Source organism: Pseudomonas sp. RT6P73 (assembly GCF_054897715.1).
The window spans coordinates 1,901,639-1,927,195 of the sequence record NZ_JBUBUV010000002.1 but is presented as its reverse complement, the minus strand read 5'-3'; the positions used below and the strand labels follow the sequence as shown (position 1 = coordinate 1,927,195).

The window sequence follows — 25,557 nt, the reverse complement described above, 5'->3', positions numbered from 1 at the left end:
CACTTACGGCCCAGACCGTCAGGAGTCAATAACATGAGCGTTTTGCAGAGACTCAGCCGCCACATCAGACAAAAAGGCTTGCGCGCCACCCTCAAAAAAATCTGGAAGCACTACGTGTTTTCCCACGAAGAACTGTTGTGGATGGAGCGCGACCTGGTCAGTCCGGTGCCGCCGTACAAACTCAGGCCCTATCCACCGCTGGAGGTGGTCAGCATCACCCCGGAGAACGCCGTGGCCTTCACCCGTTACTTCGGCGACCGCGTGGACACCATGGCCGAACTGGCCCGAGAAGGTTACACCGGGCAGATGCACCTGGACGATCAGGGCAACGCCGTGGCCTTCATCTGGGGCACGACACGCAACTACCACGACAAGCACTATTACGGCTGCTGGTTCCCGGTGAAAGAAGGCGAGTTCTTCGAATTCGGCGGCGAGCTGACCCGTGCTTATTGGGGCACTGCGCTCTCGATGGACCTGCAGACGGATTTGTGGAAAGCCATGCTGGCCCAGGGTTGCCACACGGTGGTGGATGTCTGTGAGTACCGCAATGTCCCGGCCCTCAAACTGCACATACGCACCGGCTACAAGGAACAAGGGCGGATCATGAACGTCTACGAGCTGTTTGGTCGTTGGCGCTTCTTCCGCGAAACCCATTACAGCGGCTCACGCCTGGATGCCTTTCGCAAACCGACGCGTGAACCTGCCCCGGCAGCGGTGACCTGACCCTATGGCAGCACGATTCGAATGGCGCACTTCACTGTGCGCCGCTGACTTCCCGGCAACGGCTTACGAAGCGTTGCGTCTGCGAGTGACGGACCACACGCCGTTCAACACCCTGGCCTGGATGCGCGCGTCCGAACAGGCACTGACCACCGGGCAACGCTTGCACGTGTTGCTCGGCTGGCATGGCAACGAACTGGTCTTGTGCCTGCCCTTGGTGGCCAGCGTCGAACGTTTCGGCCGGCTGCCGTTTCGCGTGCTGCATCACCTTGGCTATCCCCTCGCCGACCGTCTCGCGCTCCTCGCGAAAACGGACTCGGAGAATATCCGCAAGGCACTGATCGAGATCCGTCGACAGCTGCCCCATGCCCTGCTGCAACTCAACGAGTTGTCGGAACCGGTCGGCGAAGAAAGCGCACTGACTGAGTGGATGGCCCACAGTTCGACCGGTGAACGACGCCTCAGCTGTCGGGTGCCGGTGCACGTGATCAGCGATACGGACCATCAGGAAGTCTCCGGCGACCCGCGCTACAAACTGCGCCGCGCACGCAAACGCATCGCGGCGTGTGGCGCCCAGGTTCGGCGGATCACCCCCGACGCTTCGACCATGGGTCCGTTGTTGAAGGCCATCAGTGAAGTCGAAGCGGTCAGTTGGAAAGGTGATGAAGGCGTCGGGATTTTCGCCGACGAACGCCACCGACAATGGATGGACCGTGCCTTTACCGCCCTCGCCGAACAAGGGCTGGTGCGGGTCGTGGTGCTGGAACTGGACGGGCGCTGCATCAGCTACCGCCTCGGGTTGCTGGAGCAGGGTCGACTGTACGATTACAACCTGGCGTTCCTGCCGCAATACGCCGATCTGGGCAGCGGTCGGGTGCTGCTCGAAGAGTGGATTCGCTGGGGCCTGGACGAGCACTGGCGCTGGATCGACGCCTCGCGGGTGAGCCTGGAAAACTCCAACCATCAACTGCACGAACGCATGACCGGACAGCTGGAACACTGGCGCTGGAGTTTTTACTCCTGGCGCCCCAGCGGCCTTGCGTTGGGCCTGGCACTGAGATTTTGGCAGTGGCTCAAACCCTTGCTGCAAAAACGGCGCGCCAAACGTTCAGCAGCGGCCGTTGCCGCCGCACCGGCCCCCGTCGCCGCGGTGGTCAAAGCAGCGAAGCCAACCGACAACAACAGGGAGAGCGAACATGCCTCGCCAAGTCATAGTCAACGCTGACGATTTCGGTCTCAGCCCGTGCGAAAACGCGGTGATCCTCGGTGCGTTCCAGGCCGGCGTGATCAGCTCCGCCACGGCCATGGCCAATATGCCGGCCTTCGAGGCGGCCTGCGTCATGGCCCAGCACCCGTTGCTCAAGGACCGGATCGGCCTGCATTTCAACCTCACCTACGGTCGCCCCTTGAGTCAGTCGATTCTGGCTCGATCGAACTTCTGCGACCGCAACGGGGTATTCGATCTCAACCTGCCCCGCCATCGCTTCTGGCTCAGTCGCCGCGACCGCGACGCGGTGTTGGAGGAGCTCAAGGCCCAATGGCAACGCTGCGTGGACAACGGCGTACGGCCCAGCCACATCGATTCCCATCAACACGTCCACAACATCTGGCCCATCGGCGAAATCGTCGCCCGCTTCGCCGCGAGCCAAGGGGTGGCCGTGCGCCTTGCGCGCAATCTGGGGCAAAACCTGAGCCTGCCAAAGCGCGTGTTCAAGACGTTGCTCAATAATCGTTTGCAGAGTCTGGCCGGGGTGACCGCAGATTATGTATGCACGCCAGTGGACCTGCGCAACGACGCCATGCCGACCGACGGTGTGCTGGAAATCGTGGCTCATCCGACTCAGCTCGGGGCTGATTTCGGCGATGCCTATTTGCACTCAGAAGAGTCGCTAACCCTTGTGCTAGAGCGGCGCCTTCAAGGTGTTCCGCGGGTTTCCTATGGCGCTGTGAACAGCGTTTTGATGACAGGTGAAGCCGCGCTCGAATGAGTTACATAAGTTGCAACATATTCTGAGCTGGCGCTTTGATATGAACTTTCAAGCTTGATCTATACACAACAAAAGCGTTTCCACCCACACCCTGGCTTAGGCTAAGGAGAGCGTCATGAGCATCATCCAAAAGCTTCGCGAACGCATAAAACAAAAGGGCCTGAGCCGCACGTTCAACACGCTGTGGAAACGCTACGTGTTCTTCCACTGGGAGCTTTTATGGATGGAACGCGACCTGATCAGCCCGGTAGCACCGCACAAACTGCGCCCCTATTCGGGCCTGCGCAAGGTGATCATCACCTCGGAAAACGCCATCGCTTTCAGCAAGCATTTTGGTGACCGCGTCGAGACCATGGCCGAACTCGCCACCGAGGGTCACACCGGGCACATGTATCTGGACGAAGAAGGCCACGCTATTGCGTTCATCTGGGCCAGCACCCGCGACTACCACGACCGTCACTATTACGGCTGCTGGTTCCCGGTCAAACCTGGTGAGTTCTTCGAGTTCGGCGGCGAAATGACCCGCCCGTACTTCGGCACCAGCCTGTCGGTGGATGCTCAGGTAGACCTCTGGGCGGCAATGGCGGCCCAGGGCTGCCACAAGGTGGTGGACGTCTGCGAAACCCACAACATCCCGGCGCTTAAGCTGCACATCCGCATGGGCTATCACGAACAGGGTCGCGTCACCCACGTCTACGGACTGTTCGGCCGCTGGCGCTTCTACCGCGAAACCCGCTACACCGGCTCGCGGCTTGATCCGCTGCGCAAACCGGGACGGCCGGTGGTGACGGGGGCGGCGAATGCCTGATTGCTGGACCAGAGACCGAGTCGCTGCCATCGTCGGAACGCCGCCCGGAGCAAGCTCGCTCCCACAGTGGATCTTCAGCGCACGCAGATTTTGTGTTCAACGACGTTCCAATGTGGGAGCTAGCCTGCTAGCGATGGCGGTGGGTCATTCAGTATTGATGTGACTGACAGATAGCTATCGCGAGCAGGCTCGCTCCCACAATAGATTTTCAGCGCACACAGCATTTGTGTTCGAAGACGATCAAATACAGGGAGACCAAATGATCTCGCTCGCGAGAGCAGGATAAGTCCCACACACCTCTGGGAAAAAACACCCATAGCCAAGGAACCGCCTGACTGCTCATTCGTATCCATATGGATACATTTGAGCAATGAATTATATTATTCAACAAACTATGATCTTCGTGGCATGGCATGCCTCAGTCCGTGACTTGCGGGCGAAGGTAGCTATCGCTCGCCGCATTGATCGTGCCTCTGCAGGTAATCTGGGCGATATCAAACCGGTGGGCGATGGCGTTTCCGAAATGCGCGTGGACGTCGGTGCCGGCTATCGGGTCTACTTCACTTTGCGAAACAGTGTCGTCATTGTGCTTTTGGCTGGTGGTGACAAATCTTCGCAAGCCGCCGATATCAGGCGGGCGAAAAAATTGGCAAAGGAGGTTTAAACATGAGCCAGACTTTGACTACTTTCGATATGGCGGCGCTGCTGGACAGTGACGAAGCCATTAGCGAGTACCTTTCACAAGTGCTCGCAGATGGCGATAACGAGGAATTTCTTCGTGCTATCGGCTATGTGGTGAAAGCGCGCGGAATGACACAGATTGCCAAGGATTCGGGCATGGGTCGCGAAAGCCTGTACAAGGCCTTCGCGCCCGGTGCAAAACCGCGCTTTGATACGGTGTTGAAGGTCATCCATGCCCTCGGCATTGATCTGTGTGCGCAGCCGGGTCATTCGGTAAATCACTCGGTTCTTTGAGAGATTCTTCTGACTAAGCTGCTCGCTTCACCACCACCAACGTAAAACACAACGGCAACTGCGCCGTCTGCTTCTCATACCGGTCATAGAGTTCCTCGCGGTTGGAATGCGGGTACTCCTTGAAGTGGCTGATCTGCAGCCCCGCCTCTATGGCGGCGGTGAAGATTGCGCCCAGGGTGTGGACGAACCAGTAGGACGACGCGGCCTGCTGGTCGACTTTGCCTTCGTAGACGATTGGCTGGTCCTGCACGAACGGCTCGCGGCGAAAGTACGCGCTGTCCAGGCGATAAGGATCGGTGGCCTCGGGATCGAACATTTCCAGGAAGGGATGGGTTTCGTACACCACCAACGCGCCGCCAGGCTTGAGGGTCTGCGCGACATGGCGCAAGAACGCGCCGATGTCGGGCATCCAGTTCAATACGCCGATGGTGATCAGCGCCACATCGAAGCGCTCATGAAGTTGGGTCGGCAGGTGATGAATGTCGGCCTCGATGAATTCAGGCTGATGCGGCGAGAGGCAAGCCAGTTCTCGCGCCTGATCGAGAAACGCCTCGGACTGATCCACGCCCACCACCCTGCGCGCGCCCAGCGCAAACAGCGAAATACTTTCGCGCCCGTTGTTGCAGCCCAGTTGCACCACGTCCTTGCCATCGACGCCGACTTGCTCCAGCACACCGCGGAGTGTGTCGTCGATGCAGCAAAAATCGCGCTGACTGACCGCCTTCACCAGGGCCTGCCAATCGGGGGTGTCTTTATGGTGTCGGGCGGAATCGTTCCAGGCATCGCGGTTGCTGGCGATGGCATTTTCTTTGTTCGGCATTTCCATTGCGCACTCCAGAATTCGGCTCTTGGTTGACCGGCACGAGTCTAGATCAGGGTGCTGAGAAACCCCATTGGGCGTTTGTTGGAATGTTGTAATCCGGGCTTCGCGAACGCGAGCCCGTACGGCAGCTATAGTTAATGGCCTTGGGGAAGTGCGGGAAAACCGATTTCGCAGGTGTTGCCATGAAAACAACTGATCTGACGCTGCTGTTCGCCCTCAGCCTGACCGCCATCACCGGCGCCCAGGCGGACGATACGCTGACACCCACCACCGATTACAGCAGTAACTTCAACTATTACGGGGCCGACCAGCCCTTCGCCCACCCGGTGCCGCCCTCCCTGAGCACGGTGCCGCCTCGGTCATACATCCCGACGGCCCCTCAGGATTTCATCCCGATTGCCAGCCAGCATGAGTTCTACGACTCAGTATTGCCGACGGTCGCGGATGCCTCCGTTCGAGTGTTCATCCGCTCCTACGATCCGGAACGCGGCGTCTACGTCAACGAAGAAGTCTTCGACCCCCGGTGCGTGCTCGAATGCCTCAGCCGTCAAAGTGTTACGTTGCAATAAGGCTCACCACTGGCGTTTGTCCGGGCGTGCGAGGCCGAGTTTCTCGATCCGGTAACGCAGCATGTCGCGGCTCAGGCCCAGCAGCCGTGCGGACTTGGTGACGTTCCAGTCGGTCTTGTCGAGCATCTTGCGCACCATGTCGCGCTCGACTTCCGGCAGGTTCATCGACTCAGTGCCGTTGTACACCGGGCGCGGCTCGTGGTGCTGTGCTTCCTGCAGGATGATCGGGTCATCCACCAGGCTCAGGCACACGTTCAACTGATGGACCGCAATCGTATCGCTCTGCGCCAGCAGCACGGTTTGCTCGAGCATGTTGCGCAATTCGCGCACGTTGCCCGGCCAGCTGTAGCTGAGCAGCAATTCTTCAGCCTGGTCGCTGAAATGCAGGTTAGGTTTGCCATAGCGTTTGCCGTGGATCGCCAGGAAGTGCCGGGCCAGCAGCAAGATGTCTGCGCCACGGGCATACAGGCGCGGAACCTTGATCGAAATAATGCGCAAACGGAAGAACAGGTCACGACGGAACTTGCCCTGTTGCACCATTTGTTCGAGGTTGCAGTTGGTCGCGCTGATCACCCGCAAATCGACCTTGCGCTCCTTTACCGAGCCGACCCGGCGGATGGTCCGGTCTTCCAGCAGCTTCAGCAGTTTGGCTTGCAGCAGCAGGTCCATTTCACCGATTTCGTCGAGAAACAGCGTGCCGCCATCGGCCGCTTCCACCAGGCCGACACGACGATCCTTGGCGTCGGTGAAGGCGCCCTTCTCGTGGCCGAACAGTTCCGACTCCACCAGATTGGACGGGATCGACGCGCAGTTGAATTCAATGAACGGACCTTTGCTGCGCGGACCATCGAAGTGCAACGCCCGGGCCACCAGCTCCTTGCCGGTACCTGTCTCGCCTTCCACCAGCACCGGCGGCAGGTCGGTATTGGCCATGCGCCGCTCGGCGTCGAGCAACTGGGCAATGGTGTTTTTCAAGTATTGCATCGGAGCCGATACTCCGATCAATGCCTGTACTCCTGACTTCTGCGCCTCGCGCTCCTGATAAAACGACAGCGTGCGCTCCATTCGGTCAGTGGCCAGGGCCTTGTCCAGCAGCAGCTTGAGCTCCGGCAAGGCCACCGGTTTGGTGACGTAATGAAAAGCGCCCTCTTTCATCGCCACCACGGCATCTTCGACGTTGCCGTAGCCGGTCATCATGATCACTTTCAGATCCGGCGCGCTGATGCGCAGCTTCTGGATCAGGTCGTGACCGCTCATGCCCGGCAGCGAGTTATCGGTCAACACCACATCAGGGGTGAACGTACCCAGTTTATCCAACGCCTCTTCAGCCGAGTGGCAGACCGTCACCTCGAAGTCTTTGCGCTCCAGGTAGGTCTGAATATTCTCGGCCAGGAGTTCATCATCCTCGACCAGCAGTATGCTGTGCTCCATATTCCCCTCCCGTTGCCACTTTAAAATTGAGACAGACGCGGGTTCCTTCCTGCTCCTGGCTGGTCAGTTCGACCGCGCCTTCGAAACGCTCCATTATTCGTTTGACGAGGGCCAGGCCAACGCCCAACCCTCCTTGTTTGGTGGTGAAAAACGGCTTGAAGACCATCTGTTGCTGCTGCTTGGTCATGCCTTTGCCGGTATCACTCAAGGTCATCCGCACCTGTCCGGATCGGGGCTGTTCAATATCGATACTGAGCATGCCGCCCTTGGGCATGGCCTCCAGGGCGTTGGCAAACAGGCTATTCAGAATTTGTGTGAGCAGCACCTGTTGGCTGACGACCGGTGGACAGGTTTGCGGTGTGAAGCGCACTTCCACGTTCGAGCGTTTGATCAGTGCGTCGAAGGCGCTCAGGGTGTCATCGATGGCCAGCACCAGGTCGACTGTTTCGGAGTCGTCGTTCATGGGCCGCAACGACACCAGCAACTCGCGGACCCAGCGCGACATGCGATCAACCTGATTGATGATGTCGCCAATGTTCTTTTGCGCATTCTGACTGGCGATTTCCTGGGCCAGTTCGGCGCTGGAGCGAATGTTCGCCAGCGGATTGCGCAAGCTGTGGGCGACCGCCGAGGACATTTCCCCCAGGGCGACGAAGGTCTCGTTAGTGATCAGTTGTTTCTGCTGGCTCTGCAGCAACATGGACGCACGCCGCACAATCCAGAACAACCCAAGGTAGATGACCAGACCACCGACCAGGGTCGCCAGCCAGATTGCCCTGAAGCCACGCTGAATGCGCTCTACCAGATCCACCGGCTCCTTGTAGATCTCGACCATCGCCATGACTTTGCTTTTGTCGGCATTGAACATCGGGATGTAGTTTTCGATGAACAGGTGTTCAGGCTCACGCAGCAGTTTCTGCTCGGGACGCTCGTCGTCGATCTCGTGGTAACTGGTGGACACCGCTTCCTTCATTTCAAAGGATTCGTCGAGTTCATCATCGTTTTCGATGCGCACACCGATCAGCTCCGGGTTGGTCGACCAGACCACGGTGCGATCCAGGGCATACACGTTGGCCAACAAAATATCCGGCAGATGTTTCACATGATCGAGAAACTCGCCGCGCGAAGACGCACGCGCTATTGGGGAGACGTCGGGATAAGCATTGTCATCGCGCGGGTCGAGCATTTCACCCATGGTTCTGATCGGGTTGATCGAGGCATGGCGGATTTCCGCATCGCCGATGGCCTGAACGAATTGCGCGGTGAGCATGGAGTCGCGTGCGATGCTTTCGGTGACCACAAAACGCGTGGAAATGTAGCCGAGCCCCGCCGCCACGGCGGCGATGATGAAAAAGCTGGCTAATGAAAACCAGCGCAGAAGATTGAACTGTCCGCCCCGGCACGGCTTCCCTGCTGCCGGTGTGTCCGGCGCAGAAATTTTTTGTTGTTCCAGCGTCTGCATGGGAGTGTCCTGGAGACTTGCATCGAGCCTTTTAAGCCGTGTCTGGGATCAGTGTAGGTGGCATTGATCGCGGTTGACGGCTCCACTGATAGTATTTCGCCGCTATTGCACCTGCGCCGCTTGCAGCGGTTGCTGACGATCGGTTTCTTCTTGCAAAAATCCCATAATTGACTGCGCCGCGTTCTCGTCCAGACGCAGGTTGGGCATCGGGATTCTGTCGAAACGCTCAAACAGCTCCACCGCGATCGGGTCCTTTTCCGCGAGCATGCGGTCCGGTTCACGAATCCAGCGGCTGAGCCAGGCCGGGTCGCGCCGGCGAGTCACGCCGATCAGGTCCGGGCCGATGCTGCGCAGACCGATGCCCTGCCCATCCATCGGCCCCAGGCTGTGGCACGACGCGCAACGGGTGCGAAACAATTCTTCACCATTGCTCGGCGGGCGAATCTCGGGCGCATCGGCGTAACTTTCTCCAACGCTGGGCTTCTTCCAGTTCTGCAAGGTGTTGGCCAACTGATCGGCGAGGATCCACGGGTTCTCGAACGGCGAGGCTTTCATCCAGCGACCCGTGGACTGGTTACCGACGATCAGGCTCAGGTTGTGGTCTTTGTTGCGTCCGTTGTCGACGCCTTCGATGAACAGCCCGAGTTTTTTGCGCAGATCGGTAACCTCTTCGAATTCGCCGGTCAGAAACTTCCAGCCCGGCCCGACCTTGAAGCGTTGTGCGTAAGCCTTCAGCACCTCGGGCGTGTCGCTGAGTGGGTCGATGCTGATCGAGTAGAAGAAGATGTCCTGGCCGACCCGGTCGCCCAGCAACGCTTGCACCTGACGCAGGCGCGCGGTTTCCAGCGGGCAGGAGTCGCTGCACGAAGTAAATATGAAATTGATCACCACCACCTTGTCCTTGATCAAGTCATCGAAGAACCGCACCTGCCGACCGTCCTGATCGGTCAGCAGAGTGTTGGGAAAGTAATCGCCGCCCCAGGGTGTCGCCGATTCCGTTGGCGCCAGTACCCCTTCGTGAGCGAGCAGCACTTGAAGGGCCAACAGGCAAGTGACCAGGACCAGAATCAGGTGCATGCCCAAGGCGCGTGAGCGCGGCGTATGCGGTGGTGTGTCGGCTCCCGTGCGCTTCATTTTTTCACCGTCACGTGTGGGCCGAAGGTCAGCCCCGGTTGACGCATAAAGGCGTCGAGTACCGCGCTCGGTGGCGCACTGCCGGCCGCTTTGATGGGGTCCTGCTGTGGCAACGGGCCAACGGCCGCCAGTGGGGTGGGGTAATTGAAATGCGTCTGCACCGACGGCGGCAGGATGTTTTCCTTGCGCGTCGTGTCTCGGCTGCCTTTGACGTCATCGATGGGGCTGGCCTGCAGAGTCGCTGTGCCCAGCGTCATAGTGAGCAGGACGCTCAGAGGCGTTATCAGGCTGACCCATTTGAAGGGGTGCCGCGCTTTTCTGTCCATCACCAGCCGCCTCGAAGTCGTGAAGGAGGTAGTGGTGGTTTTGCAAGGACCTCGCCAGATCTGTAACAGATTTGCACAAGAGCAAAAACACTAACAAAACAATGGCTTACAAACACCAACTCGCCACGATCGGAGAAACGACTGGGGCCTGGCACCCGCTAACGGGGAAAGTTCATACCCATTGTCAGGGAATCCGTTTGAACGCCAGACGGACCGAGGTGCCCTCGCCTTCACGGCTGCCCAAGGTCACCGCGCCGCCAAAACGCTCCATGATCCGCTTCACCAGCACCAGCCCGACACCCAGCCCGCCTTGCTTGGTGGTGAAGAAAGGCCGGAAGGCCATGCTGCGCTGTTCTTCGTTCATGCCCTTGCCGGTGTCGCTCACGACGACGCAGATGCCCCGGGTATCGGTCGGCTCCAGGGTGATGGTCAGCATGCCACCCCCGTCCATCGCTTCCACGGCATTGGCCAGCAAACTGTTGAGGATCTGAGTGAGCTGCACCTGCTGGCTCAACACCATCGGCGTTTCCTGCGGCTCGAACACCACCTGCACCCCAGCCTTGGCAATCTGATGCTCGAAGGCCATGAGGCTGTCATGCAACGCCGCCACCAGGTTCACCGGCTCGGCCTCGTCGTTGAGCGGGCGTAACGACTGCAGCAATTCCCTGACCCACTTCGACATGCGATCCACCTGACCGATGATGTCGTTGATGTTCTTGTGGGCCGGGCCACTGTCGAACTCCAGGGCCAGTTCTGCGCTGGAGCGGATGGTCGCCAACGGGTTACGCAGACTATGGGCAACCGCCGATGACATCTCCCCGAGCGCGACAAAGGTTTCATTGGTGATCAGTTGTTTTTGTTGGGTCTCCAGCAGGATCGCTGCCCGCCGCACGATCCAGTACAGCCCCAAATAGATCAGTCCGCCGCCCAGGGCCGTGGCCAGCCAGATCAGCGCCAGGCCACGCTCCATGCGGTCGATCAGGTCCTTGGGTTCCTTGTAGATCTCGACCATCGCCGTGACGGTATCGCCATCGGCATCGAACAGCGGAATGTAGTTCTCAATGAAGATGTAGTCCGGCGGCGTGACGAACTTCTGCTCCATGCGGCGTTTGTCGACGCTGTGGTAACTGGCCGACACCGGCATCCTGGAAGAAAAGGCCTGGTCGAGGTCATCGTCGGCATGGATCGTGGTGCCCATCAGTGCAGGGTTGGTGGACCAGATCACCATGCGGTCAGGGGCATAAATGTTGGCCAGGATCACGTCGGGCAAGTGCTCGATATGGTCGAGGAATTCGCCACGGGCGCTGGCCCGGGCCAGTGGGTCAACGTCGGGAAAGTCTTTGTCTTTGCGCGGGTCCAGCAGCTCGCCCATGGTCCGCACGTTGGGGATCGAGACATGGCGAACCTCGGCCGAGGCAATCGCTTGAACGAACTGGGACGTGAGCAACGCATCGCGCTGCACGCTTTCGGTAATCACGAAACGCGTGGACACCGCGCCCAGCGCGACCGCCACCGAGCCGATCACCGCCATGCTGATGAGCGAGAACCAGCGCAGCAGATTGAACGGCTGTTTGCGCGAGCTCAAGCGGACATCGCCCTCTTCTTTCTGGAGGGTTGTGGTCTGACTGGTCATGGATGTTGTTCCCGGAAACTCCCTATAGGGTTATAGCCCACTGTCTGGTGTTTGCCCGACTTCGGGTTTTGTCCCCCCCACCAATTCCCCGCACACCCCACAGCCCCCACCTACCCCCAATGCTGGGGACAATCGCCCGCTCGCGCCCTCGGCGCCGCGAAACCGTTTGCGCGCTACACGCCTTCACTGCGGGCCTCTGCCGGCCGTTTTCAAACATTGGTATGGAAGTTGCCGAAGCCTCCTCGACTGACCCATCCCTACGGGGCAGGTACTTCGATAGAGGGAATACTCATGCACCCTTTACTGTCCAAAACGGCGGCCGCCCTGGTCGTCAGCGCTTTAGCCCAAGGTGTTGCCCAGGCAGCGCTGTTTGCCGTTGACCCCGGCCCCTTTGTGCCAGCCAACGGCTCCTTCGCCGCCTGGTATCAGGACAGCCATGGTCGAACCCTCGATCTGTGCCTGTCCAAGGCAGTCAGCTCCCGGGTTGCCAGTACACCCGGCGCGCCGGCCTACATGTGCCTGTTGAATCCGACCCCCGGGGTTTTCGACGACGCGCAGCCCATCGTTTTCCCGAGCAACTTTCCCGATGAGTCGTTCTGGTTCACCGGCGACGGCTCAATCGTCGACGCCGCACGGGGCATCGACCTGTCCTATGTCAGCGCCGTGGAAGCCGCCTTCGCCGCTGAAGAACCGGTCGAAGGCGACCAGGTCAGTTTTGGCCGCATCCGCATTCGGGTGGACGTGCCCACCGCCGGTGTCTACACCATCACCCACCCCTACGGCGTCGACATCTTCGACGTTCCCGCTGGTGGGACTCGCGCCATCAACATGACCCGCGACATCGGCATCGGCACGCCGAAAACCTACGACGGCGCACTCAAGAGTGACATCGGCCCGTTCCTGCGCAGCGTCAACGGCCCCTACACCGAAACCAACCCGGTCACTGGGGCGGCCGAGCGTTTCGTCGGCGATCCGAACCTGGAAGAAGCCTTCACCGGCAGCCCTTTCAATACCAACTACATCCGCATCGAAGGGCCTAACGGTCTGGACTTGCGCACGACGGTCATGGCCATTTCCGGCAAGTTGTCGAACGTCGTCCGGCCAACCCCGATGATCACCGAGCGCAGCACTTACTCGCGCAAGGCCGGTGAAAGCGCACCGGTGGCGCAGCAGGATGTGTTCGTCATGGCCCCGCCGCCACCGGCCACCGTGACCCTGGACAGCAACAGCCCGGCGCTGAACCTGACCGAGGCTGACACCTCCGGTCACTGGTACGCCCAGTCCGCCACCAACCCGACGTTGCCAAGCACCCTGGTGGTGACCGCCGACAACCACCTGGCCATTCCCACCAGCACGCCGACCACGCTGTCGATGCCACTGACGGACCTGGTGGTGATCCAGACCGCCCAGTACAGCTTGAGCACCGCGCAAATCACGGTCGTGGCTTCGACCAGCGATGAAACCTCGCCGCCGGTACTCACCGCCACCACCGGCACCGGTGTCGCCATCGGCGCCCTGAGTGGCGATGGCGCAGTGAAATCCCTGGCGACCGGCATCTCGCCGATTCCACCGGCCAAGGTTCGAGTGACGTCATCCAATGGCGGCAGCGACACCGAAGAAGTGGTCATCGTGCAATGAACGCACATAGGCCCAGATCCTCATCAGGAGGCATCATGAACAAATTGCCACGCCTGGCGCTCAACGCCCTGGGACTGACTCTATCGCTGTCCGGCAGTGCTTTCGCGCAACTCAATGCCGTCGACCCCGGCCCCTACACCTTCGCCACCGGGAAATTCCCGATGTGGTATCAGGACAACAATCTGCTGTCGCTGGAACTGTGCCAGTCGCGGGCGACCAGCTCGCGGTCACCTGGAGCACCGGGCGCGCCTTCCTACATGTGCATCCTCAATCCGGAACCTGGAGTTTACGACGACACCCTGCCGATGGTGTTTCCGGATAACTGGCCACCGGAAACGTTCTGGTACCTCGCCGAGACCACCATCGCCGATGTCGGAGGCTATGGCGTGGATGCCTACGTGGCCGGGATCGAAGCGGCCTTCGCTTCGGAAAACCCTGTCGACGGCGACCAGGCAAGCTTCGCGCGGATTCGTCTGCGGGTGAACGTGCCTGTCGCCGGGACCTACACCATCACCCACCCGTACGGTGTGGACACGGTCAACGTCACCACACCTGGCCGTCGGGCGATCAACATCACCCGCGACATCGGCATCGGCGCACCGGGCAATTTCTCGGGTGCCCTCAACGGGGAGGTCGGGCCATTCCTGCGCAGCGTCAACGGCCCCTACACCGAAGTGAACCCGGACACCGGCGCCATCGAGACTTTCATCGGCGATCCGAACCTCACCGAAGCGGTCACCGGCAGCCCGTTCAATAACAACTTCCTGCGTGTGCAGGGGCCGGCAGGGACCATCCAGACCAACCTCTTTACCGTGTCCGGCAAAGTCCTCGACAACCGTGCGCAAACCCCGGCGGAAATTGGCCGCGCCACTTACCGCCGCACCTCTTCAGGCCCGGGCACCAGCAGTACCCGGGTAGAAGTGTTTGGCAAATCAACCAACGGTTCGAGCCTGTGCTTCCGCGAAACCGTGGCGCTTGTGCCCGGACCACCGCAGACGCCCTGCCTGACCAACATGCTCGGCGACAACAATGGCCAGTTCTTCGGCCATCGCCTGACGGGCTCCACCGTGCCTTCGGTGGTAGTGGTCACCGCCACCAATCCGGCCGGCACTACCCGGCCGACGGCAGTGTCGAGCAAGGTCACCGACCTGGTGAAAATCCAGACCGCTCGCTACAACTGGAGCAATCACAGCCTGCTGATCGAGGCCACCTCCACGGATGAAGTGGCGGTGCCGGACATGGTCGCGCAGGGTTACGGACGTCTGTCGAAAACCGGCACCCTGCAAAAAATCACCGTCGCCGACCTGACTCAGCCACCGGCGTCCGTCACGGTCAAATCCGCCGCTGGCGGCAGTGATACCGAGCTTGTCGTAGTCGTCGGGGCTGCACCGGATACCGGCGAGAACCAGGCGCCGCTCTCGGTCGCCGACACCGGCAGCACCAGCTTCGGCGTGCCGCTGACCCTCAACCTGCTGGCCAACGACAGTGACCCCGACGGCGACACGCCGCTGAGCATCACCGCGCTGACCCAACCGGCTGCCGAGCAAGGCACCGTGGCATTGAGCGGCACGGCAGCGGTGATCTACACCCCACCTGCCGTGGTCAATGCTCCGCTGACAACGACCTTCACCTACATGGCTCAAGACGTCAAAGGCCTGGCCTCGACCGCTCCGGCGACCGTGACCATCACCGTGGCGCCTAACCAGCCTCCGGTGGCCGTCGCCGACAGCATCGCGACCCTGGGCGTGGCAGTACCGATCAGTGTGCTGGCCAACGACACCGATCCGGAAGGCAACGTGCCGCTCACCGTCGCCAGCATGCTCCCACCGCCAGCCGGTCGCGGCACCGTCGCCACTGACGGCACGGTCATCACCTACACCCCACCGGCCACGGTCACCACGGCCTTTACCACAACCTTCACCTACATCGCCCGGGACAGCTTCGGCGCCCTGTCGACACCGGCGACGGTCACGGTGCAAGTCTCGCCACGGCCTGCTGCGGAAACCTTCGCAGTGACCGGAGCCACGGTGTCGGCCCGCTCCAACAACCGCTTCACCTGGGACTTTGCGGGCACCTCATCGGTGATCACCGGCAACACCATCACCGTACAGGTCACCACCCCGACCGGGCTGGTAACCCTGGGCACCACCACCGTGCCGGTGACCGGTCGCTGGCGGTTGACGGTGGGCAACAGCACCACGGTGATCCCGTCCGCTAATCCGACGGCCACCATCCGCTCCTCCCAAGGCACCGTGCGTACCGTGACGGTCATCGCCAACTGAGCCCTCGCCCCACCCGCCGATTTGGCGGGTGGGGCCGGCCTCTCCGCACAGGACAACGCCATGAAAACGCCGACCGCCGCCCTGCTCTGCCTGCTTCTGCTTTGCAGCAGTGCAGGCGTGCGCGCCGACGACTTGATGGAGAACGACGACCTGGCACCTTCCGCCGATCTCGGCGAGTTGCCACCACCGGTTGGCCAGCAGGCGCTGATCGACCAGAACGGCCAGGCCAACGTGGCGCTGCTGCAACAGAACGGCCAATCGTTGCTCGGCACCATCGTCCAGTCGGGCAGTAACCAGGAAGCCTACATCCTGCAACAAGGCAGCGACCTCATGGCAATGATCACTCAGCAAGGTTCCGGCAACGCCGCCTCAATCACCCAAAACGGCAGCCACAACCGCGCGCAGATTTCCCAGAACGGTAATAACAACGACGCCAGCATCGACCAGGCCGGTACTGGGCTTTCAAGCGCCGTGACCCAGTCGGGAAACGGCATGAGCGTTTCGGTTAAACAATATCGCTAAAGCACTGCACCCCTTGGAGGTTTCATCATGTTCAAACTGACGCCCCTCACCGCCGCCATCCTGGTCATTGTCAGTGCCCAGGCGATGGCCGACGACAGCGTTTCCACCCAGGACCAGCTCGGTACCGCCAACGTTGCCGATGTGAAACAGACCGCGGCCCCGTTCAGTACCGCCACCCAACAACAACTTGGCCAGGGTAACGATGCCGCGGCGGTGCAAGACAATGCCACCGGCACCATCACCCAGGATCAAGTCGGCGACTACAACGCCGCTTACGGTGAGCAACTGTTCGAGAACGGCGGCCTCATCACCCAGCAACAGGTCGGCAGCGGCAACACCAGCCATGCCAGCCAGTCGATCGGCATGGGCGAAAACCAGGCGCTGCAACAACAGTCGGGCAGCGGCAACTTCTCGTTCATCTATCAGGACAGCCAGGAAGCCACCCAAGGCCAGACCTTCCAGTTCGGTGATAACAACGAGGCCAATATCGAGCAGATTCAACTGGGCATCGCCAACAACGCGACGATCATCCAGTACGGCACCGCCAACTACGGCACCGCCGAACAGATCGCGCACATGGGCGGCGAGATTGGCATCAACCAGGCCGGTGAAGGCAACTATGCCTATGGCGACCAGCGCGATGGCAACGGCGGTATCGTGACCATCAACCAGTTCGGCGACTTCAACGGCAGTGAGGTCTGGCAAGGCGCACAAACCGCGAGCGAGGCCACCGTCAACCAGTACGGGCAAGCCAACGAAGCCGTGGTCGACCAGAGCTTCGGCCAAAACAACTATGCCCAGGTCCTGCAAGTCGGTGACGTCAACGCCATTTACGCCGACCAGTTCGACTCCGTCGGCTCGGTACTCGCGCTGTACCAGCAAGGCACCGGCAACGTGCACTTCACCTACCAGAGTGGCGACAGCCATGTGCTGACAGCCACCTCCGTGGGTACCGAAAACAAGGTCTACGCCAGCAACTGGAAAGGCCCGCAACTGGGCGGCCAATTCGGCAGCAACCAGATTGCGACCGTCACCCAGGCCGGCAACGGCAACATCGCCAGCTTCAAACAGGATGGCGCTGGCCACATCATGACCACCAACCAGACCGGCAGCGGCAACAAAACCACCATCAGCCAGGCCGATTCCTACAACGAGCTGTACTTCGACCAGAACGGCAGCGACAACATCCTGATCGCCGACCAGCGCGGCACCACCAACCTGGCCCAGGGCACCACCAACGGCACGGGCAACACCACCGAGTTCGACCAGTCGGGCACGGGCAACCAGGCGTTCACCACGCAGCTGTATGGCAGCGACAACATGATCACCGTCAAACAGGCTGACACCATGAACGTGGCCTATGTCACCCAGGGCGGTACCGGCAACATTGCCAGTGTTGACCAGAGTGGCGTGACCCAGATGGCGAATGTTCAGCAGTTGGGTTCTGACAACCGGGCGACTGTGTTGCAGCAATAACCGAAAGGCATAAGAAACCGCGGCCCTTGGGGGAGGGTCGCGGTTTTTTTGTGCCTGATGGAGAGGTGTCGCCTTAAAGTCAGCTCGCCCCCACATTTGATCTCCATGGGACACCGATTTTGTGAACGACGAAAATCCCCTGTGGGAGTGAGCCTGCTCGCGATGACGGAGTGTCAGCCGACATCAATGCTGAATGGAACATGGCAATCGCCAGCAGGCTGGCTCCCACAGGGACTGGGTAAATCCGGGAATTGGCGCGCAATGCTTCATCGCTTGTGGGGGTTCCTCACGAGACAAACCAGCGGTGCGTCCCCTATTCTCATGTTTCTTACCATTGAACTTGGTCAACAGGATGGCAAACGGTATCACTCGACTGATGCTTGAAAAGAGCGCCTACCAGGACTTCCATGCAATGCATTGCACAGGAAGCTTTAGCGGCCAGCGTTTGGGCCAAGCGTTCTACAACCACTTCAAATTGCACCGACTTTCTGACCAGCAGCGATTAGCTGGTTTGTATGAAGCTGATGGAAAGTCGGCACTCAAGATAATTGAGCGAGTATTCACATTCAGTTAGTACCTGGTTATGCCTGCGAGAAATTGGCCGGCTATCAGGCCGCCATCGCAGGCAAGCCAGCTCCCACAACGGATCGGCGTACACCAGCAAAAAACAGGTTGGCTGTCAGGCCGCCTTCGCGGGCAAGTCGGATCGCCGCACCGCTCGCTCCTACAGGTGTTCGGCGTACACCCGCTTTTCACCACTCAACAGTCCGAGTGTTAGCTCGCCTGCAGCTCTTGATCTTGATCTGGCTTTTGATCTGCCCGCCCCTTCGGTAGGCCGAGTGGAGGCGTTCATCTGGGGGGTGGGCGCGCAGCGCCGTGCGGCGAAGCCGCACACATCGAGAGGAGGTTGAAGCGAAGCCAACCGGAGGCGATACCCCCAGATGAATGCCGGAGCGAGGGTACGCCGAGCCTAAGCGAGGGGCCGGACGCTGGGGCGAAGACTTTTGGTTCCTTTTTGGCGTTTGAAAAAGGGACTCGCCGTAAGGGCGAAACCATAGGTGGCCGTTACCGCAGGAATGGATATGTACACCTGAAAAAGACTGGTCGGCTGTCAGGCCGCCATCGCGAGCAAGCCTCGCTCCTACAGGGGACCGGGTATATCAGGGTGAACTTGGTCGGCTTTAAGGCCGCCAAGGTCAAGATCATCAGATCGAGGGCAAAACCAGGTCGGCCCGAAGGCCGCCTCGGCTCACTCTTCCTCCCCCTCAGGCACAACCTTGTTCTGAGTCAGGTAACGATCCAGCGTCGCATTGTTATCAGGCGAAGAATTATCCCCGGCCACCTGCCACAAATTCCGCTCAATCCCCTGGGCCAACAGGTGCCCGACGGCCGACTCGATCGCCGACAACACACACAACTGCGCCGGCTCGTTAGTGGTGTAACCCACCTCAGCCTCAAGCAACTTCTTGAACTCGATAAACTTGAACACCCCGGCACTGCGGCCCACCGAGTAAATCGTCTTGCTGGTCATCACATTCGCCAGCACCTGCCCACTGCGCACATCCACCGCACGAAGGTTCACCGACACCTGGTCCACCCGATACTCCCGGGAAATATCGATCCCCAGATACCGCGCCCCTTCCCCGCCACTGCGCACGTTGGTGTCATAAGCGATGATCCCGCCTTCCAGCATCAGATTCGCCGCCTGCAACGGTGGCAGCTCGCCCTGAATATTCACCGGCGTATTGGGTTTCTTCTGCGAGGCGCGGATGATCTTGCGCTCGGTCAGCAGGTTCTGCAGCCCTTCCCGTTCCAGCACCACAAACCAGCCACTGGCCTGCAACGCATCCATCAACATGCTCGCCGCGCCCTGGGTCACGCTGGTCGAAAAAGAACTGGCCGGGGTCGGTTTGTACTGCCCGGTCTGATCCCGGAAGCCGTACACCACCGCCATCAACCGGCCCTTGGGTCGTGGCATGTTGATCAAGTCGTAATAAGTCGACGCCCGAGGTGTCAGGGTCGGTGATTCTGTGTCCTGCTCGGCGCCCACATTCTCGCGCAAACTGCACCCTTGCAATGCCGCCAACATCAGCCCCAGCGCTATTATTTTTTTCATGTCCATTTCTCCCCATCGACCCGAATCCCCTTCAAGGGGCGAGGCCATTCACCTGGATTTCCGAAATTTCACCGGTCGCTCGGTCGGTCACTTCAATGGTCAGTGCACCGGAGTCGTCGACGACGTTGACGATAAAAGCGTCGGTGGACAGGCTCCCGGTATTGCCCGTGGAGATGTTGTCCAGCAACTGCCCCAGCAGCCGCGATTGCAACTGGCTGGTGAAGCGTTCAAGGGCCGAAGTCCCTACCACCGACGCACGGTCTTTCAGGTCAGGATCGTCGTAGTCGTTTTGCGCCTGGGCGTTGTTCAGCAACCAAGTGCCGTTCAACGGGTTGCCGCCGAACGAGGGGTTGATGGGCGTGTAAACCAGCTCCGTGGCGTGCACCAGGCTGCAACTTCCCAGCCCGATCAACCAGAGCCCGAGGTTCCGTGAGACTGTTTTCGTTTTCATAATTCGTCCCTCTCAAGGTCCGTAGTGTCTTGCAACAAGGCTTCCAGCTTGCGCTGGACAATCTGTCCGCGAACCCAGTCGGCGGCGTCATAGGCCTCGTCCTTGAGTTCCACGGTGTTCGGTGGCAGGAAGCGCCGATAAACCAATCGCTGCTGATATTCCACGGTCACCAGGCTGCCCCAGCGTGCCGAAGGTCGTTCGCGTACCACCAGGTTGAAATCCATTGGGCTGGTGGCGCGCAGGCGTTCACTGAACGAGTAGTAAAAGTCGTGACCGATGTGCGAGATCGTGTCATCGACGATAAACCCCTTCATTTCGTCTTCCTCGCTGGCGCTGGCGAACGTCGCTACACACGCGAGGATCAGGGCCGACAGCCATTGGCGGCGGTTCATGGCGTCACCCCCTGAGGCGATGCGGAGTGGCTGTTCGCCGGGCCCGAGGCGCCATCGAGGAAGGCTTTCTCGGCCACAAACTGCCAGTCCTTGTAGCTCGCCATGCCGGTGAAGTCCGACCACTGGCTGGGGAAATCCGACTGCTTCAGCGGCAAATCCGTGGAAGGACTGTTGAGACCGGTGATGCGTCCGTCGAACCCGCGCATCAGGGTCCATTCACCACCGCCAATCGGGTCCGGGTACAGCTGGCGAATATGATGTTTGGCCGTTGGAAAACGCTCGTCCTGCAGCAGGTCTTCAAGTTCTTTCGGGTACTGCGCCAGGCCCGGCGAACTGCGGTAATAACTGCGCAACGCCTGGGCGTATTGAGTGCCGACCCACAGCAACTGGCGTTCGCGATCACGGCGCGAGGCGGTCGACCACAACTCGCCGGCACTGGCCAGGCCCATACCCATCACCATGATCAGAAACAGCACGCCCAGGTAAGTGAACCCGGCCTCGTCGGTGGGCTTACCACTCGGAATAAAGGCTGCCATCACGCGCCCTCCCTGTGGCACCGCTTTTGATATCGGCAACCCCGCCCGGTACGCCATCAGGCGGCGAGACCAGCACCCAGAGGTCCTTGCGTTCGGAAATCGGGTCCATCGGCGGGTTGCGCAAGTAGCGCTGCTCCACCAGTTGCTCCAGGGAATCGGGATAGCGTCCGGTGTCGCCGTAGTAGTGATCCAGTGCTTCACGCATGGCCGACAGGCTCTGGCGCAGCGTGGTTTCTTTCGAAGCTTCGAGGCTGTTGAAATAGCGTGGCAAGGCGATGGTCATCAGGGTCGCGATGATTGCCATGACCACCATCAGTTCCAGTAGGGTAAAACCCTTTTCCCGACGCATGTTCTCACCACTCCCGGTAGGCAATGCCGTTGAGACCCTTGCCGCGTGCGTGGGAGTAAACGTCGAAGACGTCTTCGCCATCCCGCGGGTTTTGAGCCGTGCTGTCGTAAGAGCGCAAGCCCCAGCCACCGTCGTCGTCACGCTTGACCGGCGTCAGCGGGTCATGCGGCACGCGCCGTAAAAAGTAGAACTTGGCGCCCTTGGCGCTGCGCACGTCACGCACGCCCTCCACCAGCACTTGCAGGCTCGGTGGATAGCCGCTGCTGTTCAGCGACTTCTCGATGTAACCGGCGTCGAAGGCGCGCTTGTAAGCGTCAATGGCGTCGCGGATCTGGTACAGCGCCGTGCGCAACTCCTGCTCTTTGCCCCGGCGCACCACGGTCTCGGTCAGCGGCGCGGCCATACCGGCCAGCAGGCCGATCAGGGCCAGCGTCACCACGACTTCGATCAAGGTAAAACCACGTTGCGAGGCGTTCATGATCAAGGCTTCTCGACGACAACAGGGGTGGAATTGGACGCAACCGGCCGGTCGATGTGTTCGTTCTGAATCGGCGCCGGCATCCGACGGTCAGGCGCCTGGATGTGCATGCTGGTTTCAGTGCCGGTGGGGAATTCCATGTCCGACGGGCTCTGGTACGGCAGGTTGCGCACGATCCGCGGGGTGATGGAGAGCACCAGTTCCGACTTGCCGACGGTGTCCTTGTTGCTGCCGAACAACCGGCCAAGACCGGGGATGTCGCCAAGGCCCGGAATCTTGTTGCCGGTGGCGCCATGGTCATCGCGCATCAGGCCGGCCAGCACTTGGGTTTCGCCGTCATGCAGACGCAGGGTGGTCTGGGCGTTGCGGGTGTCGACCTGAACCGGAATGGTGCCCTGGCGGGTCGGCTCCAGCGGCGTGGCGTTACTCACTTCCAGTGCGATCTTGATCGCCACTTCATTGTTCAAGTGCACGGTCGGTTGCACTTCGAGCTTCAGACCGACGTCCAGGTAGGTCACGCTTTCGGTGATGACCGGGCCTTGGGTCGACGGCACCGAGGTGGCGCTGATGATCGGCACACGCTGACCGATGTGGATACGCGCCTGCTCACGGTTGCTGACGCGGATCACCGGGCTGGCCAGGGTGTTGATGTCGTTGTCCTGGGCGTTGATCTTGGCCTGCGGCGATGGCGAAATGGTGATCCGGCTGGAGTTGATGCCTTTGAGTTGATCGAGCAGGGTCACCGCCGAACCGTCGCTGTTGACCACGCCGAAGGTGTTCGGCCATTGCAGGCCAAGGTCGAGAATCCGCTGCGTGGCGACTTCCATCACCTCCACTTCCAGCACCACTTCCGGGTTGGACTGGTCCTGGGATTGCAGGAGTTTCTCAGCCATGCGCACGGCGTCTTCGCTGTCGCGCATGGTCAGGGTGTTGAGGCGTTCATCGACGAACACGTCACGGGTCTTGAGCATGGTTTTGATCATGTTCAGCGCGGTGTTGGCATCGATGCTGGTCAGGTAGAAGGTGCGCATCACCAGTTCTTGGTAATCCTTGAGCTTCTGCGGCGAGTCGGGGTAGATCAGCAAGGTGTTTTCGTTCACCACTTTCTGATGCAGCTGGTTCTGTTGCAACAGCAGTTCCACGGCGTCTTCGATGCGCACGTCACGCACGAAGATGGTGGCTTTCATGTCCGGGCGCAGGTCCTTGTCGAAGATGAAGTTCAAACCGGCGACCTGGGACAGCACTTCGAAGATTGTCTTCAGGTTGGCGTCGCGAAATTCCAGGGTCACCGGCCGGTCGAGACGGGTGCGCAGTTGCGGGTAAGGAATCACGTTGCGGCTTTGCACCAGACGGATATTGCTTTGCAGCTCCAGGGCGCCTTCATTCTTGGGGTCCAGTTCGAGGATCTGTTTGACCTGGCGGTCGGCGCCGTAGATATCGCCGCGACGCAGGTCGCCCCGGGCCAGTTCGAGTTTGTCATCGAGACTGCGCATGTGTTCGAGTTGGCGCAGGGAGTCCTGGGCCCGACGGTTGTTGGGTTCGATGGTCAACACCCGGCTATACGCCATGCGTGCCGACGCGAAATCACGCTGGGCGCGATCCATGTCGCCCTGGGTCAACAACGCCGTCACCGCACGGGCGCGGCCGCTGGTCAGGGCCAGGTGCAGTTCGGTGTTGCGAGGGTTTTCCTTGAGCCCTTCCTCGATACGGGCCAGGCCGGCTTCATACTGCCCCGACTCCATCAGGTCGGTCCCCTCCTCTTTGGCAACCTGCGCCGAGCTGCACGCGGCCAGCCCTGCGCACAGGCAAAGGCTCATCAGCGCTCCTAGCGTATTACGGCATGATCTGATCATTGCGTGCTCCCCACAGACAAGGTCTGGGACAAATGCAGAGGCAGGTAGACAAAGCTGAGTTCCACATCGGAAATCCCCTCGATCCGCCAGGTGTCGTCGATCACATCCCCTTTGCGTACGACGTATATTTTTTCGCCGTTCTGCAAAAACACTTGCAGGTCGGAACGGTCATGGAGCTTGCCGACGAACTGGAAAGGCATCGGCGGTACGCTGGGGACTTGCACCACCGGAGTCTGGTTGACGGGTTGTTCGGTGACGCTGGCCAGCGTCGGTGCAGCCTTCCAACTGCGGGCGGCGAACAGGTCGCCGGATGGGCTCAGGTCTTTGATCGCCGCCGGTTTGCCGCTGGCTGCTACGGCCGGCAGCGTGCCGCGGGTTTTACTTTTGGCGGGCGTCGTCGCGGTCGCGACCAATGCATCACCTTCGTCCGACGGCATGAAGTAATCAGCCCCCCAGGTCAGCGCCGCGGCCACGCCGAAGAACCCCACCCAACCCACTGCGCGTTTGGTATTCATCATGACCTCGACAGGTAAAGGGTCATGCGGATCCGCCCGGTCAGGTCGGTGTCGGCGATCTTTTTACGCTGGAACTCCACGTCCTCCACCACCACCGCCGGCAACTGGCCGAGCAACGCGTGCAGGAAGCGCCGCAGCTGCGGATAGCTGCCGCGCACCGGCAGCAGAATCTGATAACGCGCCAGATGGGTCTTGGGGTCGATGCCCAGCGAGTATTCACCCCGTGCCAAGGTGATGTGTTCCTGGGCCGCCAGCGCATAGATCTTGTCGATGGCCACGGTGGCTTGAGGTTGCGACGGCAACTTGCTGCGGAAGTCGTCGAGCTGACGTTGCGGCACCACCGGGGCGGCGACACTGCCGTCTTCAACCTTGGCCAGGTACTCGCCGGCTTCGCGGGTCTGCTGGCTGAGGGTTTGCAACGAATTCCAGTCCGGCATCAAGCCACCCAAGGCCCAGGCCAGCGCCAGCAGCAACATCGCCAGCCCTGCCAGGCCGGGCACGCCCAGGCCTTGCAGGTATTCGTGGACGATCAATCTAGAGATTTGCATCGCCGATCTCCCAGCTAGCCGACAGGTTGAATTGCACCGGTTGTTCCGGTGATTTCACGATGATTTCGTGGCTGAGCAGCGACACATCGGAGAGCTCGTCGCTGGCTTCGAGGCGGCGGTGAAAATCGAGCATCGCTTCCAGGTCCCGTGCCTCGGCGCTGATGCGCACTTGGCCTTTACGGGCATCCGGGGTCAGGGTCAGCAAGGCAACGTTGTCGCGCGGCATGGCTTCGAGCATGGCGAACAGGCGTTCCCAGGGCCGGCGCAGTTGCTGCGAGACCTTGCGCATTTCCGCCAGGTTCTGTGCCTGCTCGCGGGTTTCGGCCGGGCTTAGGGTGACTTTGCTGCCGGTGTCACCGGTAAGTTCGCGCTGGGCGTGCTGCAAATGGCCTTGCTGTTGCGAGGCTTGTTCGGCGACGTGCTGCTGGGCGATAAAACAGGTCACCACCAGCACCACGCCACCCGCCAGCAGGCTCCAGCCCAAAGGGCCCGAGCGGCGGCGCGGCTGAAAGTCGAGCGTCAAGGCGCGCAT

At 60.5% G+C, this 25,557-nt stretch carries 26 protein-coding genes and 1 pseudogene; 11 read left to right on the top strand and 16 right to left on the bottom strand.

The window, feature by feature from the left end; translation table 11 throughout:
- The first annotated feature begins 33 nt into the window (after nt 1-33).
- From ACYZT6_RS09430 to ACYZT6_RS09405, 6 genes are all read left to right on the top strand, one after another.
- Nucleotides 34-723 carry an N-acetyltransferase gene (locus ACYZT6_RS09430; protein ID WP_462026637.1) on the top strand — a complete coding sequence of 230 codons (690 nt, stop codon included), beginning with the start codon at nt 34-36 and terminating at the stop codon, nt 721-723.
- A gap of 4 nt (nt 724-727) precedes the next feature.
- Nucleotides 728-1,945: a GNAT family N-acetyltransferase gene (locus tag ACYZT6_RS09425; RefSeq protein ID WP_462026636.1), complete on the top strand. Its 1,218-nt coding sequence runs from the start codon at nt 728-730 to the stop codon at nt 1,943-1,945.
- On the top strand, nt 1,917-2,708 hold the full coding sequence (locus tag ACYZT6_RS09420) for a ChbG/HpnK family deacetylase (RefSeq protein WP_462026635.1): 792 nt from the start codon (nt 1,917-1,919) through the stop codon (nt 2,706-2,708). The genes ACYZT6_RS09425 and ACYZT6_RS09420 overlap by 29 nt, the downstream gene beginning before the upstream one ends.
- Before the next feature lie 115 nt (nt 2,709-2,823).
- Nucleotides 2,824-3,516, top strand: a complete 693-nt coding sequence (locus tag ACYZT6_RS09415; protein ID WP_462026634.1) for a GNAT family N-acetyltransferase — start codon at nt 2,824-2,826, stop codon at nt 3,514-3,516.
- A 370-nt stretch (nt 3,517-3,886) separates the two neighbouring features.
- Nucleotides 3,887-4,180: a type II toxin-antitoxin system RelE/ParE family toxin gene (locus ACYZT6_RS09410; protein ID WP_462026633.1), complete on the top strand. Its 294-nt coding sequence runs from the start codon at nt 3,887-3,889 to the stop codon at nt 4,178-4,180.
- 2 nt (nt 4,181-4,182) lie between these two features.
- Nucleotides 4,183-4,491 carry an addiction module antidote protein gene (locus ACYZT6_RS09405; RefSeq protein ID WP_462026632.1) on the top strand — a complete coding sequence of 103 codons (309 nt, stop codon included), beginning with the start codon at nt 4,183-4,185 and terminating at the stop codon, nt 4,489-4,491.
- A gap of 13 nt (nt 4,492-4,504) precedes the next feature.
- Here ACYZT6_RS09405 and ACYZT6_RS09400 read toward each other — a convergent pair whose 3' ends face one another.
- Nucleotides 4,505-5,317, bottom strand: a complete 813-nt coding sequence (locus ACYZT6_RS09400) for a class I SAM-dependent methyltransferase (RefSeq protein ID WP_462026631.1) — start codon at nt 5,315-5,317, stop codon at nt 4,505-4,507.
- Nucleotides 5,318-5,496: 179 nt separating this feature from the next.
- Here ACYZT6_RS09400 and ACYZT6_RS09395 point away from each other — a divergent pair, with 179 nt between their 5' ends.
- Nucleotides 5,497-5,883: a hypothetical protein gene (locus tag ACYZT6_RS09395; RefSeq protein WP_462026630.1), complete on the top strand. Its 387-nt coding sequence runs from the start codon at nt 5,497-5,499 to the stop codon at nt 5,881-5,883.
- 3 nt (nt 5,884-5,886) lie between these two features.
- Here the strand turns inward: ACYZT6_RS09395 and ACYZT6_RS09390 are convergent, their stop codons facing one another.
- The 5 genes and pseudogenes from ACYZT6_RS09390 to ACYZT6_RS09370 form a co-directional block, all read right to left on the bottom strand.
- A complete protein-coding gene (locus tag ACYZT6_RS09390; RefSeq protein ID WP_462026629.1) occupies nt 5,887-7,314 on the bottom strand; it encodes a sigma-54-dependent transcriptional regulator in 1,428 nt (475 codons plus the stop codon).
- Nucleotides 7,283-8,776: a sensor histidine kinase gene (locus ACYZT6_RS09385; RefSeq protein WP_462026628.1), complete on the bottom strand. Its 1,494-nt coding sequence runs from the start codon at nt 8,774-8,776 to the stop codon at nt 7,283-7,285. The genes ACYZT6_RS09390 and ACYZT6_RS09385 overlap by 32 nt, the downstream gene beginning before the upstream one ends.
- A gap of 102 nt (nt 8,777-8,878) precedes the next feature.
- The gene (locus ACYZT6_RS09380; protein WP_462026627.1) at nt 8,879-9,910 is read right to left on the bottom strand and encodes an SCO family protein; all 1,032 of its coding nucleotides are present in this window, start codon (nt 9,908-9,910) and stop codon (nt 8,879-8,881) included.
- Nucleotides 9,911-9,936: 26 nt separating this feature from the next.
- A pseudogene (locus tag ACYZT6_RS09375) lies at nt 9,937-10,236 on the bottom strand (copper oxidase); the annotation flags it as partial.
- A gap of 184 nt (nt 10,237-10,420) precedes the next feature.
- Nucleotides 10,421-11,869, bottom strand: coding sequence for an ATP-binding protein (locus ACYZT6_RS09370; RefSeq protein WP_462026626.1), 1,449 nt, complete (start codon nt 11,867-11,869; stop codon nt 10,421-10,423).
- 291 nt (nt 11,870-12,160) lie between these two features.
- On the opposite strand from ACYZT6_RS09370, the gene ACYZT6_RS09365 reads away from it, so the two are divergent.
- From ACYZT6_RS09365 to ACYZT6_RS09350, 4 genes are read left to right on the top strand one after another with little or no spacing between them, the layout of a single operon-like run.
- Nucleotides 12,161-13,507: a hypothetical protein gene (locus ACYZT6_RS09365; protein WP_462026625.1), complete on the top strand. Its 1,347-nt coding sequence runs from the start codon at nt 12,161-12,163 to the stop codon at nt 13,505-13,507.
- 35 nt (nt 13,508-13,542) lie between these two features.
- The gene (locus ACYZT6_RS09360; RefSeq protein ID WP_462026624.1) at nt 13,543-15,789 is read left to right on the top strand and encodes an Ig-like domain-containing protein; all 2,247 of its coding nucleotides are present in this window, start codon (nt 13,543-13,545) and stop codon (nt 15,787-15,789) included.
- A 60-nt stretch (nt 15,790-15,849) separates the two neighbouring features.
- On the top strand, nt 15,850-16,311 hold the full coding sequence (locus tag ACYZT6_RS09355) for a curlin (protein ID WP_462026623.1): 462 nt from the start codon (nt 15,850-15,852) through the stop codon (nt 16,309-16,311).
- Between the two features lie 27 nt (nt 16,312-16,338).
- Nucleotides 16,339-17,787, top strand: coding sequence for a curlin (locus ACYZT6_RS09350; protein WP_462026622.1), 1,449 nt, complete (start codon nt 16,339-16,341; stop codon nt 17,785-17,787).
- A gap of 1,249 nt (nt 17,788-19,036) precedes the next feature.
- Here ACYZT6_RS09350 and ACYZT6_RS09345 read toward each other — a convergent pair.
- Genes ACYZT6_RS09345 through ACYZT6_RS09300 form a run of 10 tightly spaced genes read right to left on the bottom strand, consistent with a single transcriptional unit; the run spans nt 19,037 to nt 25,557 of the window.
- Nucleotides 19,037-19,903 (bottom strand): CsgG/HfaB family protein, encoded by an 867-nt coding sequence (locus tag ACYZT6_RS09345; protein WP_461958253.1) that lies wholly within the window; start codon nt 19,901-19,903, stop codon nt 19,037-19,039.
- 31 nt (nt 19,904-19,934) lie between these two features.
- Entirely contained in the window at nt 19,935-20,354 is a 420-nt protein-coding gene (locus tag ACYZT6_RS09340) for a curli assembly protein CsgF (protein ID WP_462026621.1), read from the bottom strand.
- Nucleotides 20,351-20,746 (bottom strand): curli production assembly/transport protein CsgE, encoded by a 396-nt coding sequence (gene csgE / locus ACYZT6_RS09335; protein ID WP_462026620.1) that lies wholly within the window; start codon nt 20,744-20,746, stop codon nt 20,351-20,353. The genes ACYZT6_RS09340 and csgE overlap by 4 nt, the downstream gene beginning before the upstream one ends.
- Nucleotides 20,743-21,282, bottom strand: coding sequence for a type II secretion system protein (locus tag ACYZT6_RS09330; RefSeq protein WP_462026619.1), 540 nt, complete (start codon nt 21,280-21,282; stop codon nt 20,743-20,745). The genes csgE and ACYZT6_RS09330 overlap by 4 nt, the downstream gene beginning before the upstream one ends.
- Nucleotides 21,257-21,631, bottom strand: coding sequence for a type II secretion system protein (locus tag ACYZT6_RS09325; protein WP_462026618.1), 375 nt, complete (start codon nt 21,629-21,631; stop codon nt 21,257-21,259). The genes ACYZT6_RS09330 and ACYZT6_RS09325 overlap by 26 nt, the downstream gene beginning before the upstream one ends.
- Nucleotides 21,632-21,635: 4 nt before the next feature.
- Nucleotides 21,636-22,109 carry a type II secretion system protein gene (locus ACYZT6_RS09320; RefSeq protein ID WP_462026617.1) on the bottom strand — a complete coding sequence of 158 codons (474 nt, stop codon included), beginning with the start codon at nt 22,107-22,109 and terminating at the stop codon, nt 21,636-21,638.
- 2 nt (nt 22,110-22,111) lie between these two features.
- The gene (locus tag ACYZT6_RS09315; protein ID WP_462026616.1) at nt 22,112-23,962 is read right to left on the bottom strand and encodes a secretin N-terminal domain-containing protein; all 1,851 of its coding nucleotides are present in this window, start codon (nt 23,960-23,962) and stop codon (nt 22,112-22,114) included.
- The gene (locus ACYZT6_RS09310) at nt 23,959-24,477 is read right to left on the bottom strand and encodes a hypothetical protein (RefSeq protein ID WP_462026615.1); all 519 of its coding nucleotides are present in this window, start codon (nt 24,475-24,477) and stop codon (nt 23,959-23,961) included. Before ACYZT6_RS09310 ends, ACYZT6_RS09315 begins: the two co-directional genes overlap by 4 nt.
- A complete protein-coding gene (locus ACYZT6_RS09305; protein WP_461958248.1) occupies nt 24,477-25,025 on the bottom strand; it encodes a GspMb/PilO family protein in 549 nt (182 codons plus the stop codon). Before ACYZT6_RS09305 ends, ACYZT6_RS09310 begins: the two co-directional genes overlap by 1 nt.
- On the bottom strand, nt 25,012-25,557 hold the full coding sequence (locus ACYZT6_RS09300; RefSeq protein WP_462026614.1) for a PilN domain-containing protein: 546 nt from the start codon (nt 25,555-25,557) through the stop codon (nt 25,012-25,014). Before ACYZT6_RS09300 ends, ACYZT6_RS09305 begins: the two co-directional genes overlap by 14 nt.

Coding starts and splice junctions, on each gene's coding strand:
- ACYZT6_RS09430 (WP_462026637.1), top strand. CDS start 34: ATGAGCGTTTTGCAGAGACTCAGCCGCCACATCAGACAAAAAGGCTTG.
- ACYZT6_RS09425 (WP_462026636.1), top strand. CDS start 728: ATGGCAGCACGATTCGAATGGCGCACTTCACTGTGCGCCGCTGACTTC.
- ACYZT6_RS09420 (WP_462026635.1), top strand. CDS start 1,917: ATGCCTCGCCAAGTCATAGTCAACGCTGACGATTTCGGTCTCAGCCCG.
- ACYZT6_RS09415 (WP_462026634.1), top strand. CDS start 2,824: ATGAGCATCATCCAAAAGCTTCGCGAACGCATAAAACAAAAGGGCCTG.
- ACYZT6_RS09410 (WP_462026633.1), top strand. CDS start 3,887: ATGAATTATATTATTCAACAAACTATGATCTTCGTGGCATGGCATGCC.
- ACYZT6_RS09405 (WP_462026632.1), top strand. CDS start 4,183: ATGAGCCAGACTTTGACTACTTTCGATATGGCGGCGCTGCTGGACAGT.
- ACYZT6_RS09400 (WP_462026631.1), bottom strand. CDS start 5,317: ATGGAAATGCCGAACAAAGAAAATGCCATCGCCAGCAACCGCGATGCC.
- ACYZT6_RS09395 (WP_462026630.1), top strand. CDS start 5,497: ATGAAAACAACTGATCTGACGCTGCTGTTCGCCCTCAGCCTGACCGCC.
- ACYZT6_RS09390 (WP_462026629.1), bottom strand. CDS start 7,314: ATGGAGCACAGCATACTGCTGGTCGAGGATGATGAACTCCTGGCCGAG.
- ACYZT6_RS09385 (WP_462026628.1), bottom strand. CDS start 8,776: ATGCAGACGCTGGAACAACAAAAAATTTCTGCGCCGGACACACCGGCA.
- ACYZT6_RS09380 (WP_462026627.1), bottom strand. CDS start 9,910: ATGAAGCGCACGGGAGCCGACACACCACCGCATACGCCGCGCTCACGC.
- ACYZT6_RS09370 (WP_462026626.1), bottom strand. CDS start 11,869: ATGACCAGTCAGACCACAACCCTCCAGAAAGAAGAGGGCGATGTCCGC.
- ACYZT6_RS09365 (WP_462026625.1), top strand. CDS start 12,161: ATGCACCCTTTACTGTCCAAAACGGCGGCCGCCCTGGTCGTCAGCGCT.
- ACYZT6_RS09360 (WP_462026624.1), top strand. CDS start 13,543: ATGAACAAATTGCCACGCCTGGCGCTCAACGCCCTGGGACTGACTCTA.
- ACYZT6_RS09355 (WP_462026623.1), top strand. CDS start 15,850: ATGAAAACGCCGACCGCCGCCCTGCTCTGCCTGCTTCTGCTTTGCAGC.
- ACYZT6_RS09350 (WP_462026622.1), top strand. CDS start 16,339: ATGTTCAAACTGACGCCCCTCACCGCCGCCATCCTGGTCATTGTCAGT.
- ACYZT6_RS09345 (WP_461958253.1), bottom strand. CDS start 19,903: ATGAAAAAAATAATAGCGCTGGGGCTGATGTTGGCGGCATTGCAAGGG.
- ACYZT6_RS09340 (WP_462026621.1), bottom strand. CDS start 20,354: ATGAAAACGAAAACAGTCTCACGGAACCTCGGGCTCTGGTTGATCGGG.
- csgE (WP_462026620.1), bottom strand. CDS start 20,746: ATGAACCGCCGCCAATGGCTGTCGGCCCTGATCCTCGCGTGTGTAGCG.
- ACYZT6_RS09330 (WP_462026619.1), bottom strand. CDS start 21,282: ATGGCAGCCTTTATTCCGAGTGGTAAGCCCACCGACGAGGCCGGGTTC.
- ACYZT6_RS09325 (WP_462026618.1), bottom strand. CDS start 21,631: ATGCGTCGGGAAAAGGGTTTTACCCTACTGGAACTGATGGTGGTCATG.
- ACYZT6_RS09320 (WP_462026617.1), bottom strand. CDS start 22,109: ATGAACGCCTCGCAACGTGGTTTTACCTTGATCGAAGTCGTGGTGACG.
- ACYZT6_RS09315 (WP_462026616.1), bottom strand. CDS start 23,962: ATGATCAGATCATGCCGTAATACGCTAGGAGCGCTGATGAGCCTTTGC.
- ACYZT6_RS09310 (WP_462026615.1), bottom strand. CDS start 24,477: ATGAATACCAAACGCGCAGTGGGTTGGGTGGGGTTCTTCGGCGTGGCC.
- ACYZT6_RS09305 (WP_461958248.1), bottom strand. CDS start 25,025: ATGCAAATCTCTAGATTGATCGTCCACGAATACCTGCAAGGCCTGGGC.
- ACYZT6_RS09300 (WP_462026614.1), bottom strand. CDS start 25,557: ATGCGCGCCTTGACGCTCGACTTTCAGCCGCGCCGCCGCTCGGGCCCT.